General features: G+C 71.3%; 15 protein-coding genes and 2 pseudogenes. 8 read left to right on the top strand and 9 right to left on the bottom strand.

Going from position 1 to position 19,060, the window contains the following annotated elements; translation table 11 throughout:
* The 4 genes and pseudogenes from KMS84_RS10910 to KMS84_RS10895 all read left to right on the top strand — a co-directional run.
* Positions 1–1,155, top strand: a pseudogene (locus KMS84_RS10910) (TerD family protein); the annotation flags it as partial.
* Between the two features lie 230 nt (positions 1,156–1,385).
* Positions 1,386–2,396: a TerC/Alx family metal homeostasis membrane protein gene (locus KMS84_RS10905; protein ID WP_256915927.1), complete on the top strand. Its 1,011-nt coding sequence runs from the start codon at positions 1,386–1,388 to the stop codon at positions 2,394–2,396.
* A gap of 128 nt (positions 2,397–2,524) precedes the next feature.
* Positions 2,525–2,839, top strand: a complete 315-nt coding sequence (locus KMS84_RS10900) for a hypothetical protein (protein WP_256915926.1) — start codon at positions 2,525–2,527, stop codon at positions 2,837–2,839.
* A 97-nt stretch (positions 2,840–2,936) separates the two neighbouring features.
* On the top strand, positions 2,937–4,037 hold the full coding sequence (locus KMS84_RS10895; RefSeq protein WP_256915925.1) for a calcium:cation antiporter: 1,101 nt from the start codon (positions 2,937–2,939) through the stop codon (positions 4,035–4,037).
* Here KMS84_RS10895 and KMS84_RS10890 read toward each other — a convergent pair.
* Together KMS84_RS10890 and KMS84_RS10885 are read right to left on the bottom strand one after the other, a co-directional pair.
* Positions 4,027–5,331, bottom strand: a complete 1,305-nt coding sequence (locus KMS84_RS10890) for an MFS transporter (protein WP_256915924.1) — start codon at positions 5,329–5,331, stop codon at positions 4,027–4,029. The genes KMS84_RS10895 and KMS84_RS10890 overlap by 11 nt on opposite strands.
* A gap of 69 nt (positions 5,332–5,400) precedes the next feature.
* Positions 5,401–6,447: a S66 family peptidase gene (locus KMS84_RS10885; protein WP_256915923.1), complete on the bottom strand. Its 1,047-nt coding sequence runs from the start codon at positions 6,445–6,447 to the stop codon at positions 5,401–5,403.
* Between the two features lie 97 nt (positions 6,448–6,544).
* On the opposite strand from KMS84_RS10885, the gene aroQ reads away from it, so the two are divergent.
* Positions 6,545–7,018, top strand: a complete 474-nt coding sequence (gene aroQ / locus KMS84_RS10880; RefSeq protein ID WP_256915922.1) for a type II 3-dehydroquinate dehydratase — start codon at positions 6,545–6,547, stop codon at positions 7,016–7,018.
* A 39-nt stretch (positions 7,019–7,057) separates the two neighbouring features.
* Here aroQ and KMS84_RS10875 read toward each other — a convergent pair whose 3' ends face one another.
* From KMS84_RS10875 to KMS84_RS10855, 5 genes and pseudogenes are all read right to left on the bottom strand, one after another.
* A complete protein-coding gene (locus tag KMS84_RS10875) occupies positions 7,058–7,810 on the bottom strand; it encodes an amino acid ABC transporter ATP-binding protein (RefSeq protein ID WP_256915921.1) in 753 nt (250 codons plus the stop codon).
* Complete coding sequence (locus KMS84_RS10870; RefSeq protein WP_438818921.1) at positions 7,807–8,727, bottom strand: amino acid ABC transporter permease; 921 nt, start codon at positions 8,725–8,727, stop codon at positions 7,807–7,809. The genes KMS84_RS10875 and KMS84_RS10870 overlap by 4 nt, the downstream gene beginning before the upstream one ends.
* Positions 8,724–9,608, bottom strand: a complete 885-nt coding sequence (locus tag KMS84_RS10865; RefSeq protein WP_256915920.1) for an ABC transporter substrate-binding protein — start codon at positions 9,606–9,608, stop codon at positions 8,724–8,726. The genes KMS84_RS10870 and KMS84_RS10865 overlap by 4 nt, the downstream gene beginning before the upstream one ends.
* A gap of 302 nt (positions 9,609–9,910) precedes the next feature.
* Positions 9,911–10,099 (bottom strand): annotated as a pseudogene (locus tag KMS84_RS10860) (MBL fold metallo-hydrolase); the annotation flags it as partial.
* A 122-nt stretch (positions 10,100–10,221) separates the two neighbouring features.
* On the bottom strand, positions 10,222–10,845 hold the full coding sequence (locus KMS84_RS10855; protein WP_256915919.1) for a TetR/AcrR family transcriptional regulator: 624 nt from the start codon (positions 10,843–10,845) through the stop codon (positions 10,222–10,224).
* A 419-nt stretch (positions 10,846–11,264) separates the two neighbouring features.
* Between KMS84_RS10855 and KMS84_RS10850 the strand changes: the two genes are divergently transcribed.
* Positions 11,265–12,281: an NAD(P)/FAD-dependent oxidoreductase gene (locus tag KMS84_RS10850; protein WP_256915932.1), complete on the top strand. Its 1,017-nt coding sequence runs from the start codon at positions 11,265–11,267 to the stop codon at positions 12,279–12,281.
* A 91-nt stretch (positions 12,282–12,372) separates the two neighbouring features.
* Positions 12,373–14,004 carry an MFS transporter gene (locus KMS84_RS10845; protein WP_256915918.1) on the top strand — a complete coding sequence of 544 codons (1,632 nt, stop codon included), beginning with the start codon at positions 12,373–12,375 and terminating at the stop codon, positions 14,002–14,004.
* 333 nt (positions 14,005–14,337) lie between these two features.
* On the opposite strand, the gene KMS84_RS10840 is transcribed toward KMS84_RS10845, so the two are convergent.
* Together KMS84_RS10840 and KMS84_RS10835 are read right to left on the bottom strand one after the other, a co-directional pair.
* Positions 14,338–14,991 (bottom strand): MBL fold metallo-hydrolase, encoded by a 654-nt coding sequence (locus tag KMS84_RS10840; RefSeq protein ID WP_256915917.1) that lies wholly within the window; start codon positions 14,989–14,991, stop codon positions 14,338–14,340.
* A gap of 9 nt (positions 14,992–15,000) precedes the next feature.
* The gene (locus KMS84_RS10835) at positions 15,001–15,696 is read right to left on the bottom strand and encodes a maleylpyruvate isomerase family mycothiol-dependent enzyme (RefSeq protein WP_256915916.1); all 696 of its coding nucleotides are present in this window, start codon (positions 15,694–15,696) and stop codon (positions 15,001–15,003) included.
* Positions 15,697–15,929: 233 nt separating this feature from the next.
* Between KMS84_RS10835 and uvrA the strand changes: the two genes are divergently transcribed.
* Positions 15,930–18,995 (top strand): excinuclease ABC subunit UvrA, encoded by a 3,066-nt coding sequence (gene uvrA, locus KMS84_RS10830; RefSeq protein WP_256915915.1) that lies wholly within the window; start codon positions 15,930–15,932, stop codon positions 18,993–18,995.
* Positions 18,996–19,060 lie beyond the last annotated feature (65 nt).

Raw genomic sequence — 19,060 nt, 5'->3', positions numbered from 1 at the left:
CCCCCCGCCCCGCCCGGACAGCCCGCCCGTCCCGTCGCGGGGGACGCCACGGGGTGGTCGATGGACGAGCGGCTGTACAACCAGGTCTGGGGCATGTTCGAGGACCTGGCCCGCACCACGGCCGCGTACCGCAGCGCCGTCGACTTCGCCGACACGCGGATGGAGAAGGAGCTCGACCAGGTCCTGTCCGACCCGCGCAGCAGGATCGGCGGGCAGGGCGACGCGGCCCGCGAGGCGGCACAGAACAGACGCCTTCAACTCGTCGACCAGGCACGCGAGGCGCTGGACCGGGATCTGGTCCAGCTCGGGGCCGAGGCCGACGTCGTCGAACCGGCGTTGCCGGCCGCGTTCGCGCGCTGGGACAACCCCGTCTGGCAGGCCTACCGGGCGCCCATGGAGATGCCCATGGCCCTGCGGCTGGGCGATCTCCACCTGCCCGAGAGCGATCCGCTGCGCATCCCGATGCTGGTCCGGCTCCCGCTCGAGCGCGGCCTGTGGATCGACAGCGGACGGTCGGGTTCCTCCGAGGGCGCGTTCGTCGACGCGCACGACATGCGCCGCCTGGCGATGGAGTCCGCCGTGGCGCACGTCGCCCGTCTGCTGGCGGTCCATCCGGCGGGCGAGTTCACCGTGCACGTCGTCGATCCGGCGGGCTCGGGCGCCAGGGAGCTCGCGCCGCTGGTGCGGAGCGGAGTGCTCGCGGCTGCGCCCGCGGCGGGGGCGGCAGGCGTCGCGGCGATCCTCGGGCAGCTCACCGAGCGCGTCGACCTGGTGCAGATGGCGGTGCGCGGAGGTGCGGCCGACTCGCTGCCGCCCGGCTTCGACACCTCCCAGCAGCTCCTCGTGGTCAACGACTTCCCGCACGGGTTCGACGACCGGGCGGTGACCCAGCTGCGCTACCTGGCGGACGAGGGTCCCGCCGTCGGCGTGCACCTGATGATGGTCGCCGACCGGGAGGACGCCGGCGGTTACGGTCCGTTGCTGGATCCGTTGTGGCGTGGACTGCTGCGGCTGACGCCGGTCGCCGAGGACCACCTCGCCGACCCCTGGGTCGGTCACGCCTGGACGTACGAACCGCCGCTCGTGCCGCCCGGCAGCCAGGTGCTCCAGCAGGTCCTCGCGCAGGTGGCCGAAGCGCGCACCAAGTACACGTAAAGGACCCTGACCAGGCAACTTGGTACTTCTTTTGCCAATCGCTTTACCTTTTCTTGGTGGTTGGGGTACTGTTTTCCTCACGGAGGGGAGTACTCCTGCTGCGGCGTACCCGTCAATACGGATCACCGATGATCCCGGGGCGCCGGCCCGCCCCCGTCAGGGCGGGTGGAAGAGACCTCCGGCAGCGCAACGACGCTGATCACCTGCCGTTACGTACTGCCGGAGGCGCAGTGGATGTTTCCGTGACCCTATGGGTCCTCACCATCGTGGGCCTCGCCGCCCTCATCGCGGTCGACTTCTTCATCGGCCGCAAGCCGCACGACGTGTCCATCAAGGAAGCCGGCATCTGGACCGTCGTCTGGATCGCCCTGGCCGGACTCTTCGGCGTCGGGCTGCTCCTCTTCGGCGGCGGCGAGCCCGCCGGCGAGTTCTTCGCCGGCTTCATCACCGAGAAGTCCCTCAGCGTCGACAACCTCTTCGTCTTCGTCCTGATCATGGCGAAGTTCGCGGTCCCGTCCCAGTACCAGCAGCGGGTCCTGCTCGTCGGCGTCCTCATAGCGCTGGTCCTGCGGGCGATCTTCATCGCCGCGGGCGCCGCGATCCTCGCCAGCTTCGCCTGGGTCTTCTACCTCTTCGGCGCCTTCCTGATCTGGACCGCCTGGAAGCTCATCCAGGAGGCCCGGGCCGACGAGGAGGACGAGGAGTTCGAGGAGAACAAGCTGCTCAAGGCGGTGGAGAAGCGCTTCGGCGTGGCCGACCGCTACCACGGCACGAAGCTGTGGATCGAGCAGAACGGCAAGCGGGTCATGACCCCGATGCTGGTCGTCATGCTCGCGATCGGCACCACCGACGTGCTCTTCGCCCTCGACTCGATCCCCGCGATCTTCGGCTTGACGCAGGACCCGTACATCGTCTTCACGGCCAACGCGTTCGCCCTGATGGGCCTGCGGCAGCTGTACTTCCTCATCGGGGGCCTCCTGAGGAAGCTGGTGCACCTCAGCTACGGCCTGTCGATCATCCTGGGCTTCATCGGCGTGAAGCTGGTGCTGCACGCCCTGCACGAGTCCGGGGTCCATGTCCCCGAGATCAGCATCCCGGTCTCGCTGGGCGTCATCTGCTCCGTCCTGATCGTCACCACGATCACCAGCCTGCGGGCCTCGAAGAAGGCGGCCGCCCAGGCGGCGGACGAGGCGGCGCGGACCGGGAGCGAAGGCGCTCCGAAGGACAGCATCGAGGCCTGACCACGGACGACGTAGGAACAACCGCCCCCGGGAGCGGTGCGCGGCGAATTGCCGAGCACCGCTCCCGGTGCTTCGTTGGGAGGTGGGCGTTTCCCACCCCGGGGGGCGCCGGACCGGCCGGAGGCGTCATGAGTACACCGCAGAGGTTCGTGCAGATCCTCGAGTTCGAGACCGACCGCATCGACGACATGCGGGCGCTGTCCGAAGAAGGGGACCAGCGCCTCGCCGGCCGGCCCGACGGCCCGGTCCGACGCCTCGTCCTCAAGGACCGGAACAAGCCCGACCGCTACCTGGTCGTCGTCGAATTCGACTCCCACGAGGCGGCCATGCGCAACAGCGACGACCCTGAGACGGGCAAGTTCGCGCAGTCGATGGCCGCCCTGTGCACCACACCCCCGTCCTTCACCGACTGCGACGTGGTGGAGTCCACCGACCTCAGGTGAGAGGCCCCACCGGGCCCCGGCCGCCCGGACCGGGCCGCCCGCAGCAGGCCGTACGAGCCGGAATGCGAAGCCCGTACGGCTCTGCGACGATCACGTCATGATCGCTCGGCTCACGTCGGTCGCGGCCCGCTGGACGTCCCTCGTGCCCGTGCTGGCGGTCGTCCTGCTGGCACTGACCTGGGGACGCGACCTGCCCGGCGCGGTCGTCGCCCTGGTGACGCTGGTCCTCGCCGGAGCCGTCCTGGCCGCCGTCCACCACGCCGAGGTCGTCGCCCACCGCGTGGGGGAGCCGTTCGGCTCGCTCGTCCTCGCGGTCGCCGTGACGATCATCGAGGTCGCCCTGATCGTCACCCTGATGGCGGACGGCGGCGACAAGAGCGCGACGCTGGCCAGGGACACGGTCTTCGCGGCCGTGATGATCACCTGCAACGGCATCGTCGGACTCAGTCTGCTGGTCGCCTCGCTGCGCCACGGGACGGCCGTCTTCAATCCCGAGGGCACCGGCGCCGCCCTGGCCACCGTCGCGACCCTGGCCACGCTCAGCCTGGTCCTGCCGACCTTCACCACCAGCCGACCGGGCCCGGAGTTCTCCGACGTCCAGCTCACGTTCGCGGCCGTCTCCTCGCTGATCCTGTACGGCCTGTTCGTCACCACGCAGACAGTCCGCCACCGCGACTACTTCCTGCCGATCACCCGGCAGGGAGAGGTGATCACCGCGGACGACCACGCCGGCGTCCCCACCTCCCGGGCCGCCCTGGTCAGCCTCTCCCTGCTCGGCCTCGCCCTGATCGGCGTCGTCGGTCTCGCCAAGGGCGTCTCGCCCACGATCGAGTCGGCGGTGGAGAGCGCCGGCCTCCACCATGCCGTCGTCGGCGTGATCATCGCGCTGCTGGTGCTGCTCCCCGAGACCATCGCCGCGCTGCGCTCGGCCCGCCGCGACCGGGTGCAGACCAGCCTCAACCTCGCACTCGGCTCCGCGATGGCCAGCATCGGACTGACCATCCCCGCCGTCGCGCTGGCCTCCTTCTGGCTCTCCGGACCGCTCGTCCTCGGTCTCGGCTCCACCTACACGGTGCTGCTCGCGCTGACGGTCGTGGTCAGCTCGCTGACCGTGGTCCCCGGCCGGGCCACGCCCCTACAGGGCGGCGTCCACCTCGTGCTCTTCGCCGCCTACCTGGAACTGGCGATCAATCCGTAGCCGGCCGCGGCACGGCGACCGGCGCCGGGCGGGTCTCCGGGAGCAGCGCGAAGCAGCCCAGAGCCAGCAGCGCGATCCCGGTCAGATACGCGCCCACACCCCAGGGGACCGGGCCCGAGCGCTCCGCGAGCGCCGTCGCCACGACCGGTGTGAGCGCGCCGCCGAGGACCCCGCCCAGGTTGTAGCCGAGCGCCGCTCCGGTGCAGCGCACGCGCGGCGGATACAGCTCCGGCAGATAGGCCGCGATCACCGCGAACATCGTGACGAACGCGACCAGCGCGCCCAGGATCCCCAGGAACATCGGCAGCGGCTCGCCGGTCGCGAGCAGCGCGACCATCGGCAGCATCCACAGCGCGGCGGCCGCGCAGCCCGCCAGGCACAGCGGTTTTCGGCCGAAACGGTCGCCGAGCAGCGCCATCACCGGCGTCAGCGTCCCCTTCACCGCCACGGCGGCCATGATGCAGGCCAGCATCGCCGTGCGGCCGACGCCCAGACGCCCGGTCGCGTACGCCAGCGCCCAGGTCGTCACCGTGTAGAAGATCGCGTAGCCGACGGAGAGCGCGCCGGCGGTCAGCAGGACGAGCCGCCAGTGCTCCCGCGCGACCTCGGCGAGCGGCACGCGCGCGTGGTCGTCGATCTCCAGGAATCGGGGGCTCTCGGGCAGCGCCCTGCGCAGCCACAGCCCGCCCACGGCGAGGACGCCGGCCGCCCAGAACGGCACCCGCCACCCCCACCGGGTGAACTGCGCCTCCGTCAGCGCGGCCGTCAGGGTCAGCACCACCGTGTTGGCGAGCAGGAACCCCACCGCCGGCCCGACCTGCGGAAAGCTCGACCACAGGGCGCGCCGCCCGGCAGGGGCGTGCTCGGCGGTCAGCAGCGCCGCGCCGCCCCACTCCCCGCCGAGCCCCAGCCCCTGAAGGAAACGCAGACCGAGCAGCAGCAGGGGAGCGGCCGCCCCGATCGTGTCGTACGCGGGCACACATCCCACCGCGACCGTCGAGGCGCCGGTCAGCAGCAGGGACACGACGAGGACCGGCCGTCGCCCGCGCCGGTCCCCGACGTGCTCGAACAGCACCGCTCCCAGGGGGCGCGCCACGAAACCCACGCCGAACGTCGCGAACGCGGCCAGCGTCCCCGCCAGGGGCGAGAACGTCGGGAAGAACAGCGGCCCCAGCACCAGGGCGGCCGCGGTCCCGTAGACGAAGAAGTCGTAGAACTCGATGGCCGTCCCGGCGAGCGAGGCGGCCGCGAGCCGGGGCAGGGAGGGCGCCGTCACGGTGCGTGCGTCGTGCATGCCGCGTCAACCGCCACCGGTGACCCCGGGTTACGGGGGCGTGCGGGGCGTGGCGCGTCGCGTGGGGGCTCAGTAGGTCACGGTGATCCGCCGCGCCGGACCGTCGACGCGGACCGTTCCCCCGTAGGGGATGACGAGTTGCGGGTCGGTGTGCCCGAAGTCCACGTCGAAGACGGCCAGGGTGTCGGGGGCGTATTCGCGCAGCGCACGCTCGACCGCCGCCCGCTGGTCGGCGGCGTAACGCGCGGCCTGGAGCGGGCTGTTGGGCTGCTCGAACGACCAGGTCTTGGCGCGGGCCGTCAACAGCGCGGGGAAGCGCCGCAGCAGACCGCGCTCGCCCAGGCAGCGCAGGAAACGGAAGACCTCGCGCGCGCCGGGCAGTTCCTCCGACGTCTCCAGGATCAGCACGCCCGCGTCGTACGCCGACTCGTCGCGGGCGATCTCGCGGTCGGCCATCAGCAGCCAGGAGAGGATCTCCAGGTTCCCGCCCCACGTGCGGCCCTCCACCACGCGGTCCGCGTTGAGCCAGCTCCAGCCGCCGCCGGGCCGGGACCCGGGCTCCGACGCGAAGGTGGCGGGATCGGCCCAGTCGCGGTCGACGTCGTTCCAGCGTTGTGCGGGCCGCAGCTCGTAGGGGCCCGAGGTGAACATCGCGGCCCGCAGCGACTCGGCGGTCAGCGGGTGCATGGCCCCGGGCCGCCCGAACTCGCACATCACGCTCCCACCGTGGTAGGCGACCACGCCGCACCCGTACAGGAACGCCAGCAGGTTGGTGTTGTCGCTCCAGCCGAAGAACGGCTTGGGACAGGAACGCAGCAACTCCCGGTCCAGCAGCGGCAGCACGGTGATCTGGTCGTCGCCCCCGGTCGACGTGACGACCGCCTTGATGCCGGGGTCGGCGAACGCGGCGTGCAGGTCGTCCGCACGCTCCTGCGGCGTCGCCCCCATCCGGCGCGTCGCCGGGTACTCGACCGGCTCCAGCCCGAACTCCTCGCGCAGCCGCGCCAGGCCGAGTTCGAAGGGCCGCGGGAAGAGCTCCGCCAGCCCCGACGAGGGCGAGACGACGGCGACGCGGTCGCCGGGCGACGGCTTGGGAGGGTGGACGACCGTCTGCATGCCGGGAGGATACGGGCCGTTCACACGCGCGTGCACCGTGATAAACCGGTCCGAGCGGCGGTCCTCGACGGGCCGCTCCCGACGGACCGGAGGAACCGTGCCCCGCACCCTGGCCAACGCCCCGATCATGATCCTGAACGGCCCCAACCTGAACCTTCTGGGGCGTCGCCAGCCGGAGATCTACGGCACGGACACGCTCGCCGACGTCGAGGCGATGTGCGTGAAGGCGGCGGGCGCGCACGGCGGCACGGTGGACTTCCGCCAGTCCAACCACGAGGGCGAACTCGTCGACTGGATCCACGAGGCGCGGCTGGACCACTGCGGCGTCGTGATCAACCCGGGCGCCTACTCGCACACGTCGGTGGCGATCCTGGACGCGCTCAACGCCTGCGACGGGCTTCCGGTGCTGGAGGTCCACATCTCCAACATCCACCGGCGCGAGTCCTTCCGGCACCACTCGTACGTCTCCCTGCGCGCCGACGGCGTCATCGCCGGCTGCGGGGTGCAGGGCTACGTGTTCGCCGTGGAACGCGTCGCGGCGCTGGCCGGCGCGGGGAAGGCCGACGCGTAAGGACCGGCGTCCGGGACGGCGGTCCTCACCCGGCCGGGATCACAGCCGTCCGGCCCGCACGATCCGCCGCAGGAAGCGCCGGGTGCGCTCCTGCCGCGGGTCGCCGAAGACCTGCTCGGCGGTGCCGCGCTCCAGCACGACGCCGGCGTCCAGGAAGCACACCTGGTCGGCCACCTCGCGCGCGAAGCCCATCTCGTGGGTGGCCAGCACCATGGTCATGCCGTCCTCCTTCAGATCGCGGACGACGTCGAGGACCTCGCCGACCAGCTCCGGGTCGAGGGCGGCGGTGATCTCGTCGAGCAGCAGCAGCCGGGGCCGCACCGCGAGGGCGCGCACGATCGCCACCCGCTGCTGCTGGCCGCCGCTGAGCCGGTCGGGGTACTCGCCCGCCCTGCCGCCCAGCCCGAGCCGCTCCAGCAGCTCCCGGGCGTGTTCCTCGGCCCGCGCGCGGGGGACGCCGTGCACCCGGCGCGGGGCGAGCGTCACGTTCTCCAGCACCGTCATGTGCGGGAACAGGTTGTACGCCTGGAAGACCACGCCGATCCTGCGCCGTACCGCGTCCTGGTCCACGCGCGGGTCGGTGATCTCCTCGCCGTCCAGCCAGATCGCGCCGTCGTCGATGTCCTCCAGCAGGTTGGCGCAGCGCAGCAGCGTGGACTTGCCCGAGCCGGAGGCGCCGATCAGCGCGGTCACCGTGTGCGGGGCGACCTCCAGATCGACGTCGCGCAGGACGACGGAGTCGCCGAAGGTCTTGCGGACGGACTCCATCCGCAGCACCGGGGCCTCGCTCATGCCGTTCCTCCCTGAGAGCGCCGCCGGTCCATCCGGGCCGTCACCCAGTCCGTGAAGCGGGTCATCGGAATGGTGAGGGCGACGAAGACCAGCCCGGCCACGATGTACGGCGTGTAGTTGAGGCTGCGGCCCACGACGATGTCCGCCGCGCGGACCGCGTCGACCGCGCCGCCGATCGAGACGAGACCGGTGTCCTTCTGCAGCGACACCAGGTCGTTGAGCAGCGGCGGCACCTGGCGGCGCACCGCCTGGGGGAGCACCACGTGGCGCAGTGCCTGCCGGTTGGACAGGCCCAGCGAGCGTGCCGCGGCGCGCTGCGAGGGGTGCACGGACTCGATGCCGGCGCGGAACACCTCGGCGACGTACGCCGAGTACGTCAGCGTCAGCGCGGTGCCGCCGAGCCACACGGGGTCGACCGTGACGCCCTGGAGGCGCAGCGCCGGGACGCCCAGGACCACGATCATCAGGTTGATGATCAGCGGCAGGCCCCGGAAGAAGTCCGTGTACGCCGCCGCGAGCGCCCGCAACGGGAAGAACACGGGACCGCGCAGCGTGCGGGCCACCGCGATGAGCATGCCGAGCACCAGCACGGCGACGCCGCACACCAGCAGGAGCCGGACGTTGAGCCACAGCCCGTCGAGGACCTTCGGGAGCGCCTCGCGCGCGTACTGCGCGTTGAAGAAGGTCTCCTTGGTGCGCGGCCAGCCGGGCGCGCTGACGACGACCAGGGCGAGAACGGCGCCGGTGACCAGCGTCGACAGCGCGGCGATCGCCGTGGCGCGGCGGGCCCGCGCGCGCCGGTGGCGCTCGCGCGCGAGCCGGCGCGGCGACGGGGTGTAGGCCGCGCCGCCGGCCTGCGGCATGTCGCCGTCGTCGTCCGGGCCCCCGGCCCCGGACTCCTTCGCCGTGACCGTCACTTGAGCACCGGGGCGTCGACGGCGTCGGAGAGCCACTGCTGCTCGATCTTCGCCAGGGCGCCGTTCTCGCGGAGCGCGTCCACGGCGGCGGTGACGCAGGGTGTGAGGGCGCTGCCCTTGTCGAGGACCAGCCCGAACTGCTCGGGCGCCGCGCCCCGGTTCTCGAACTGGCCGACGACCTCGGCGTCGGTGACCTCGGCGGCGGTGATGTAGAAGGCGGTCGGCAGATCGACCACGATCGCGTCCACCTGCCCGTTCTTCAGCGCCGACTTGGCCTGGTCGTTCTTGGCGAAGACGGCCGCGTCCCGGTCCGGCTTCACCACGTCGTCGATGTAGTCGAGGCTCGTCGTGCCGACCTGGGCCCCGAGCTTGAGGCCCTTGAGGCCGGCGACGGTCGTCGCCGCGGCGGCCTTGGAGCCCTTCAGGGCGACGACGGCCTGGCGGACGTCGTAGTAGCCGGAGGAGAAGTCCACGGCCTTCCTGCGCTCGTCGCTGATCGAGACCTGGTTGACGTCGAAGTCGAAGGTCTTCGCGCCGGGCGCGAAGGCCTTGGTGAACGGCACGCTCTGCCAGACCACCGCGCTCTTGTCGTACCCGAGTTGCCGCGCGACCGCGTATGCCACCGCCGACTCGAAGCCCTTGCCGTTGGACGGCTTGCCGTCCTCGAACCAGGGCTCGTACGCGGGCTCGTCGGTGGCGATCGTCAGCCTGCCCGAGGTCTCGGTGGCCAGCTTGCCCTTGGCGCAGGCGCTCGCGCCCGAACCGGACGGCGCGGAGGCCGCCTTGTCCTCGGGCTGCGGAGCGCAGCCCACGGCGGTCGCGAGGAGGGCCACGGTGGCGCCGGCGACGGCGCGGCGCAGTACACGAGGGGCGGGATGCATGGCCGGAGAGTGGCAGCGAAACGCCTGTTTGTCGAGGTCACACCCTCATCTGTCCGCGATGTGGGAACGGGTGTTGCGTTCTTGTGAACACGTCGGGGAGAGGGCCTGGGCCGCCGGCCGAGGGCGGGGATCGTAGACCGGCGGCCCGATCCGCGCCGGAGCCGTCATCCCGCGCGGGGCTGACACCAGTTGACCGCGCAACCACGTGCGCGGGGAGCGCGCGTGAGGGACCGGCGCGTGCGTGGAATTCACACGGGGCGCGCGCAGGAATGCGCGCGCCCCGTGTTCCGTCCCGACCGGACTCACCACCCGCGCGCGTGCCACTCCGGCAGATGCGGCCGCTCGGCGCCCAGCGTGGTGTCGTCGCCGTGTCCGGGATAGACCCAGGTCTCGTCCGGCAGGACGTCGAAGATCTTCGTCTCGACGTCGTGGATCAGCCGGGCGAACGCCTCCGGGTCCTTGCGGGTGTTGCCCACGCCGCCGGGGAACACCACAGCACGCGCCAACACACGAGGTCACGACGGCGCGTAAACCTGCGGGCCGTGCCTCCGCGCGGCGTCGAAGTGGGCCGACCGCAGCAGATGCCTGTGCAACGAGGCCGGCCGTGCCCTTCTCAGCGGTGACGCGGGCGAGGCAGCAAGGCGAACGCGCTCTCCGCAATCGAAGTCAGGCGGTCAGGGCTGTGGCCGTACGCGCCTACGACATCGGTCCCGCGGATGATGGTCAGCAGAAGGTAGGCAAGGTCGTCGGGATCCGCGTCGGGGTCGATGTCGCCGTTGCGCTGCGCCGCTCGCACACACTCGGCCACCGCCGTCGCGACCACGGAGAAGCAGTCGTTGGCCAGGCGTTTGACCTCGGCGTCGGAGGCGCCGATCTCCAGGGCCATCTTGGCGGCGAAGCAGGCCGCCCCCGCCCGGTCGGACGCGGGGGGTACGTCGGCGGAGAGTGGCACCCCGTGCACGGCGCGGAGCAAGTAGCTGTGCAGTCGTTCCAGGGCGCCCTCGTCCGGTCCGGCGAGCGCCTTCCGCGGACCCTGCGCCAGCCGGGCGAAGTACCCGCCCATCGCCTGCAACAGCACGCCGTGCTTGCCGTCGAACGCGGCATAGAGGCTCCCGCGGCCCAGGCCAGTGGCGGCGCTGATGTCGTCGACGCTCGTGCCGTTGTAGCCCGAGGCGCGGAACTGCCGCTCGGCGGCATGGAGGACGTGGTCGCGGTCGAAGCTTCGTGGTCTCGCCATACACCGAAGGTAAAGCCGACCCGCCGTTATTGACAACCCAGTACAGAACCATCTAGGTTTCTGACTGTTCAGTACACAACCATCCTGAGCTCACCGGACAGGGTGTGTGTACGCCTGGAGCGATGGAGTGCAACCCCTGCCTTTGCGGTCCTCCGTGCCGCCCGACGTTGCGACGCCTTCCAGGCCGGCAAGGCCCGGTCTGATCCTCGCGATCCTGGCGACGGCGAGTTCCATCGCCGGACTGGATCTGTACATCCCGAACGTCGGGCTGTCCTCGGCGTGGGGCACTTCCCGCACCTCGAACAGCCCAAGACGGTCGCCGACCACATCCTCGGCTTTCTGAACAGCTGACCCCCCTCCAACCACCCAGAACTCGAAGGGTTGACCGAACCATGACTGACAAGGAAAGGCAGGAGGCCATGGCTGTGGCGACTCCTCCGTACGCGAGCGACGCACTGGCCGAGGGGACCGTCGACGCGGTGGTGATCGGCGGGGGCGCCGCGGGGCTGAACGGTGCACTGATCCTCGCCCGCTCCCGCCGCTCGGTCGTCGTGATCGACAGCGGCTCCCCGCGCAACGCGCCCGCGGAGGCCGTGCACGGCTTCATCGTCTTTGACGGCACCCCGCCGTCCGAGATCCTTCGACGGGGCCGGGAGCAGGTGCGCCTGTACGGCGGACGCGTCGTGCTCGGCGAGGTGGTCTCGGCCGAGTCCGCCGCCCCGTCGGCGGACGGGGACCTGCGGTTCACCGTCACCCTGGCCGACGGCCGCAGCATCACCGCCCGCCGCATCCTGGTGGCCACCGGTCTCAGGGATGTGCTGCCGGAGGTGCCCGGGCTCGCCGAGCACTGGGGGCACAGTGTGGTGCACTGCCCGTACTGCCACGGCTGGGAGGTGCGCGACGAGCCCATCGGCATCCTCGCCACCGGCCCCGCCTCCATCGGCCACGCGTATCTGTTCCGCCAGCTCACCGAGGACCTGACCTACTTCACCCACGGCACCGACCTGGACGAGGACAGCCGCGCCCGCTTCGCCGCCCGCGGCATCCGCGTCATCGACACCCCGGTCACCGAGGTCGTCGACGATGAGCACGGTGCCCTCGCCGGGGTGCGCCTGGCCGACGGGCAGGTCGTGGCCCGCCGCGTCCTCGCGGTCGCCTCGCCGATGCAGGCCCGCACCCAGGGCCTGGAAGGTCTGGGGCTGCCGGTGAAGGACCTGCCGACAGGTCGCGGTTTCGCCTCCGGCACGGGCGGCGCCACCGAGGTGCCGGGCGTGTGGGTGGCCGGTAACGCCACCGATCTGGTCGCCCAGGTCGGGGCCTCCGCAGCGGCCGGCGCACTGGCCGGCGCCGACATCAACAGGATGCTGGCCACCGCGGACACCGACGCGGCCCTCCAGGGGATCGCCGAGGCAAGCCCACAAGGGGCCACAGGATGATCTTGAAGCCCGGAGATCTCAGCCTGTCGCCCGCTCGCCTCACGGGCAATCAGCTTCCGCTCGTCCGCCCCGTCCCCCTCAGGAGCTACTGATGCCCTTCCTGGCGAACACCCCCGTGGAGAAAATGACCGGGCCTTACGCGCGGCGCTGGTGGGCGCTGCTCGTGCTGTGCCTGAGCCTGCTGATCACGGTGATGGCGAACACGTCGCTGATCGTCGCCGCCCCCGACATGACCACCGAGCTGGGCCTGAGCAGCAGTGATCTGCAGTGGGTCGTCGACGGCTACACCGTTCCGTACGCGGCGCTGATGCTGGTGCTGGGCTCGATCGGCGACAAGTACAGCCGGCGCGGCGCGCTGGTGCTGGGTCTGCTGATCTTCGCCGCCGGTTCGGTGATGGGGAGCATGGTCGACGAGACCTCGCTGGTCATCGTGGCCCGCGCGATCATGGGTATCGGTGCCGCGGTCGTGATGCCGGCCACGCTGTCCCTGGTGGTCGCGACCTTCCCCCGGAGCGAGCGGACCAAGGCCATCACCGCCTGGGCCGCGACCTCCGGGGTGGCGGTAGCCGTCGGCCCGCTGGTCTCCGGCTGGCTGCTTGAGGACCACGCCTGGGGCTCGACCTTCCTGATCAACGTGCCGATCGCCGTCCTCGCCGTGTTCGGCGCGCTCGCCCTGGTACCGCCGTCCAAGGCGGAGGGCATGGGCCGGATCGACTACGTCGGTGGTCTGCTGTCGATCGTCACCGTCGGCTCCCTGATCTACGCCGCCATCGAGGGCCCCCACTTCGGCTGGGGCGCCGGCCCCGTCACCGCCGCCGTGGTCGCCGGTGCCGGTCTGGTCGCCTTCGTCGCCTGGGAGCTGCGGCACCCGCACCCGATGCTGGACGTCCGAAAGTTCGCGCTGCGGCCCTTCAGCGGCTCGATGCTCGCGGTGATGTTCTTCTTCTTCGGCATGTTCGCCGTGCTCTACTACTCGACGCAGTTCCTGCAGTTCGTCCTCGGCTACGACGCCCTGGACACGGGCCTACGGCTGCTGCCGCTGGGCGGTGCGGTGTTCCTCGGGTCCGCGCTGACCGGGTTGTTCACCCCGAAGCTGGGGGTGAAGCCGATGATCGTGACCGGCATGGCCATCGGCGCGGCGGGCATGTTCCTGCTCACCCAGATCGACAAGGGGTCGACGTACGGGGACTTCCTGGCGCCGCTGATGATGCTGGGCCTCGCGCTCGGACTGGCCATCTCCCCGGCGACCGACACGATCATGGGCTCCTTCCCCGAGTCCGAGCTGGGCGTCGGCGGCGGTGTCAACGACACCGCGCTGGAGCTGGGCGGGGCGCTGGGCATCGCGGTGCTGGGCTCACTGCTGGGCACGGCCTACCGCGACGAGCTGACCGACCTGGTGGGCAACCGGCTCCCGGGCGAGGCGATGGAGACCGCCAAGGACTCGGTCGGCGCCGGCCTGGCCGTCGCGGAGCGGGTCGCGCAGGATCCCGCCGCCGGGCCCCAGCAGGCCCAGGCCGCCGTGGACGCCGTCCACCAGGCCTTCGCCCACGGAGTCGCCCAGACCAGCCTCATCGGCGGGATCATCATGGCCGCCGGAACCCTGATCGTCCTCGCGGTCCTGCCGGGCCGGCGCGGCTTCGCGAAGCAGAGCGCCGAGCCGGGGGCCGGGACGACGGCGAGCGAGGCGGCGACTGTGCGGGAGCGCACCGGGTCCACCCACTAGATCGCCGACGGGGCGTCCACCGGATCGCCGGAGCGACGGGCACCGCCTCCGCCGGATCGCCCGCCAGGCGCGTCGGGCAGGAGCCCGGAGGCGCGACACGCGCAGGGCGCGGGCGTGGTCCACGGTCCACGGCAACGCGGATCCTCTGCCGGAACACCTCGCCGTCCTCGGCCTCCGGGCCGCCCCGGGGCTCTCCTGCGGGGCGGCGTGGAGGCCAAGGGCCGTGAGGTGACAGCGGCGGTCGCAGCCCGCTCGAGCCCGAGCGCGGAACGGGCCTGAACGCGCGATCGCCCCCGCTTCGGCTTCGAAACAGGGGCGCTCGGCGTTGGACGGTTACCAGCCTCGTGCGCGCCACTCCGCGAGGTGGGGCCGCTCCGTGCCGATGGTGGTGTCGTTGCCGTGGCCGGGATAGATCCACGTCTCGTCCGGAAGGACGTCGAACAGCTTGGTCTCCAGGCCGTCCATCAGGGAGTTGAACTCTTCCGGACGTGTTGTCCTTCCAGGACCGCCTGGGAAGAGGCAGTCGCCGGTGAACACGTGGGGGTGGCCGTGCGGGTCGTCGTAGACCAGGGCGATCGAGCCGGGCGTGTGTCCCACGAGGTGGCGTGCGGTGAGCTCGACGTTCCCCACCCGGATCACGTCGCCGTCGTCGACCAGTACGTCGGTCGGCACCGGGATGCCCCCGGCGTCCTCGCGGCCGGCGTGGGTACGCGCGTGCGTGGCCGCGACGACCTCGGCGAGCGCCTGCCAGTGGTCGCCGTGCTGGTGGGTGGTGACGACGGACGCGATGCCGTCGTCGCCGATCGTGCCGAGCAGGGCGTGCGCGTCGTTCGCCGCGTCGATCAGCAACTGCTCGTCCGTGGCCCGGCAGCGCAGCAGGTAGGCGTTGTTGTTCATCGGGCCGACCGCGATCTTGGTGATCATCAGGTCCTTGAGCTCGTGCACGTCCGCCGGGCCGCCGACCGTCACCTGTCCGCTGTACGTCATGGCCGCAGCCTATAGCGGGGGGAGGGCCGGCAGCGGCCCGCCGTCGACCGTAAGCGCCGATCCGTCGCGGCGCCCCGAGAGCCACCCGAGAAGGTCCGCCGGAGTGCCGGTGACGGTCACCCCGGGCCCCTCGGAACCCTCGGCCTTGCGTCCGGTGCGCCACGCGCGCGTGCCGTCGCTCAGGTGGGCCGGCGCCACCTCGGGGTGCCCCTCGAACCGCTCCGCGAGGAACGCGATCTCCCGCTCGGTGAACTCCTCGGGCAGGTCCTCAAGCTCCCGGCCGATGCCGAGGTCCACGTGGTGCAGCTCGACCTCCACCCACCGGCGGAAGGGCACCCGGGCCGCCGCGTCGACGACCCCGTTGCGCAGCTCGACCGTGCGCGACCAGTCCGCGGGCACGGCTCCCGCCGCCTGGAAGCGGGCCGCGCTCTCGCGCACGTCCGCGAGCTGCACGTCCAGCGGGCGTGGGGCGTCGCGCTCGATGTCCGTGTCGCGCACCCGGGCGTCTGCGTACATGGGCCGGCCCTCGAGGACGTTCACGAGCGCGTCGGCGTTGCGGGCGAGGTGGGCCAGGACGTGGCCGCGGCTCCAGCCCGGCAGGCGTGACGGCTGGGCCACGGACGCGTTGTCCAGTGCGGCGACCGCGCTGAGGAGCCGGTCGGTCGCTTCGCGTACGGACTCCAGGTCATGAGCGTGATCAATCATGGTCATGACCCTAGCCTCGCCACTCCTTCGGGTGAAGGTGGCAGACAGAGCCCGCAAATCGAATGCGCGTGCTATAAGCTCGATGGCGGCGTCGGGCATGCTGGAAGGCCGGGGATTGTTGTGAACCGGTGAACCCGGGATCCGTCCCGACCGGCGTTGTCAGTGGCTCCCCCTAGTCTGGAAGAGACGGGGCCTCGCCCCTGTCACTTCTCTCAAGAAAGGTGCGGACCGGCGTGGCCGACCGTCTCATCGTCCGTGGCGCGCGCGAGCACAACCTCAAGAATGTCTCGCTCGACCTGCCACGCGACTCGCTCATCGTCTTCACGGGCCTGTCGGGGTCGGGCAAGTCCTCGCTGGCCTTCGACACCATCTTCGCCGAGGGCCAGCGGCGCTACGTCGAGTCGCTCTCCTCGTACGCCCGCCAGTTCCTCGGCCAGATGGACAAGCCGGACGTCGACTTCATCGAGGGCCTCTCACCGGCCGTCTCGATCGACCAGAAGTCGACCTCGCGCAACCCGCGCTCCACGGTCGGCACCATCACCGAGGTCTACGACTACCTGCGTCTGCTCTTCGCGCGCATCGGCAAGCCGCACTGTCCCGAGTGCTCCCGGCCGATCGCGCGCCAGTCGCCGCAGGCCATCGTCGACAAGGTCCTGGAGCTGCCCGAGGGCAGCCGCTTCCAGGTGCTCTCGCCGCTGGTGCGCGAGCGCAAGGGGGAGTTCGTCGACCTGTTCGCCGACCTCCAGACCAAGGGCTACAGCCGCGCCCGGGTGGACGGCGAGACGGTACAGCTGTCCAGCGCGCCGACCCTGAAGAAGCAGGAGAAGCACACCATCGAGGTGGTCATCGACCGCCTCACGGTGAAGGACACCGCCAAGCGTCGTCTCACCGACTCCGTGGAGACCGCCCTCGGGCTCTCCGGCGGCATGGTCGTGCTCGACTTCGTCGACCTCCCCGAGGACGACCCCGAGCGCGAGCGCATGTTCTCGGAGCACCTGTACTGCCCGTACGACGACCTGTCCTTCGAGGAGCTGGAGCCGCGCTCCTTCTCCTTCAACTCACCCTTCGGCGCCTGCCCCGAGTGCTCCGGCATCGGCACGCGCATGGAGGTCGACCCCGAGCTGATCGTCCCGGACGAGGACAAGTCCCTCGACGAGGGCGCCATCCACCCCTGGTCGCACGGCCACACCAAGGACTACTTCGGCCGGCTGATCGGCGCGCTGGCCGACGCCCTGGGGTTCCGCACGGACATCCCCTTCGCGGGGCTGCCGCAGCGTGCCCGCAAGGCGCTGCTGCACGGCCACAAGACGCAGATCGAGGTCCGCTACCGCAACCGGTACGGCCGCGAGCGGGTCTACACGACCCCCTTCGAGGGCGCCGTCCCGTTCGTGAAGCGCCGGCACAGCGAGGCCGAGAGCGACGCCAGCCGGGAGCGCTTCGAGGGCTACATGCGCGAGGTGCCCTGCCCCACCTGTGCGGGCACCCGGCTGAAGCCGCTCGTCCTCGCGGTCACCGTCATGGGCAAGTCCATCGCCGAGGTCTCGGGCATGTCCATCAGCGACTGCGCCGACTTCCTGGGCGAGCTCAAGCTCGACGCCCGCGACAAGAAGATCGCCGAGCGGGTCCTCAAGGAGGTCAACGAGCGGCTGCGGTTCCTGGTCGACGTCGGCCTGGACTACCTCTCGCTCAACCGCGCGGCCGGCACGCTCTCCGGCGGCGAGGCCCAGCGCATCCGGCTGGCCACCCAGATCGGCTCCGGCCTCGTCGGCGTCCTGTACGTCCTGGACGAGCCGTCCATCGGCCTGCACCAGCGCGACAACCACCGGCTGATCGAGACCCTCGTCCGGCTGCGCGACATGGGCAACACGCTCATCGTCGTCGAGCACGACGAGGACACCATCAAGGTCGCCGACTGGATCGTCGACATCGGCCCCGGCGCCGGCGAGCACGGCGGCAAGGTCGTCCACAGCGGTTCCCTCAAGGAACTGCTCGCCAACGACGAGTCGCAGACCGGGCAGTACCTGTCCGGCAAGAAGGCGATCCCGCTGCCCGACGTCCGGCGCCCGCAGGACCCCACCCGCCGGCTCACCGTCCACGGCGCACGCGAGAACAACCTCCAGGACATCGACGTGTCCTTCCCCCTGGGCGTGTTCACCGCGGTCACGGGCGTGTCCGGCTCCGGCAAGTCCACGCTGGTCAACGACATCCTGTACACGCACCTGGCCCGCGAGCTGAACGGCGCGAGGAACGTCCCGGGCCGGCACACGCGGGTGGACGGCGACGACCTCGTCGACAAGGTCGTGCACGTCGACCAGTCGCCCATCGGCCGCACCCCGCGGTCGAACCCGGCCACGTACACCGGCGTCTTCGACCACGTCCGCAAGCTGTTCGCGGAGACGACCGAGGCGAAGGTCCGCGGCTATCTGCCCGGCCGTTTCTCCTTCAACGTCAAGGGCGGCCGCTGCGAGAACTGCGCGGGCGACGGCACGATCAAGATCGAGATGAACTTCCTCCCGGACGTCTACGTCCCGTGCGAGGTCTGCCACGGCGCCCGCTACAACCGGGAGACCCTGGAGGTCCACTACAAGGGCAAGTCCATCGCCGACGTGCTGAACATGCCGATCGAGGAGGCCACGGGCTTCTTCGAGGCCGTCCCCTCGATCGCCCGGCATCTCAACACGCTGAAGGACGTAGGCCTCGGCTACGTCCGGCTCGGCCAGGCCGCGACCACGCTGTCCGGCGGCGAGGCCCAGCGCGTCAAGCTCGCCAGCGAGCTCCAGAAGCGCTCCACCGGCCGCACGGTCTACGTCCTGGACGAACCGACCACGGGTCTGCACTTCGAGGACATCAGCAAGCTCCTCAAGGTCCTGTCCGGCCTCGTCGACAAGGGCAACACGGTCATCGTCATCGAGCACAACCTCGACGTGATCAAGACCGCCGACTGGGTCGTCGACATGGGCCCCGAGGGCGGCGCGGGCGGCGGTCTCGTCATCGCCGAGGGAACGCCGGAGGAGGTCGCCGCGGTGTCGACCAGCCACACCGGCAAGTTCCTGCGCGAGATCCTCGACGCCGACCGCATCAGCGACGCGGCGTCCGTCCCGGCCCCGCGCCGGGCGGCCGCGAAGAAGACGGCCGCCCGGACGACGGTCGCCGCGAAGGCGACCCCGCGCAAGACGGCGACCGCCAAGACCACGGCGGCCAAGAAGGCGGGCGCGGCGAACGACACCCCGGCCAAGAAGGCCGCGGGGTCGGCCAAGACGGTCGCCGCGAAGAAGGCGACGCGGACCCGCAAGGCCTGAGGAACCACCGCGAACGGGCGGCTCCCCACCGGAACTCCTGGTGGGGCGCCGCCCGTTCAGCACCT

Origin of the sequence: Streptomyces hilarionis, assembly GCF_024539675.1 — a bacterium.
GTDB lineage: Bacteria > Actinomycetota > Actinomycetes > Streptomycetales > Streptomycetaceae > Streptomyces > Streptomyces hilarionis.
The sequence above is the reverse complement of the archived record's forward strand: the minus strand, read 5'-3'. Positions and strand labels throughout refer to the sequence as shown.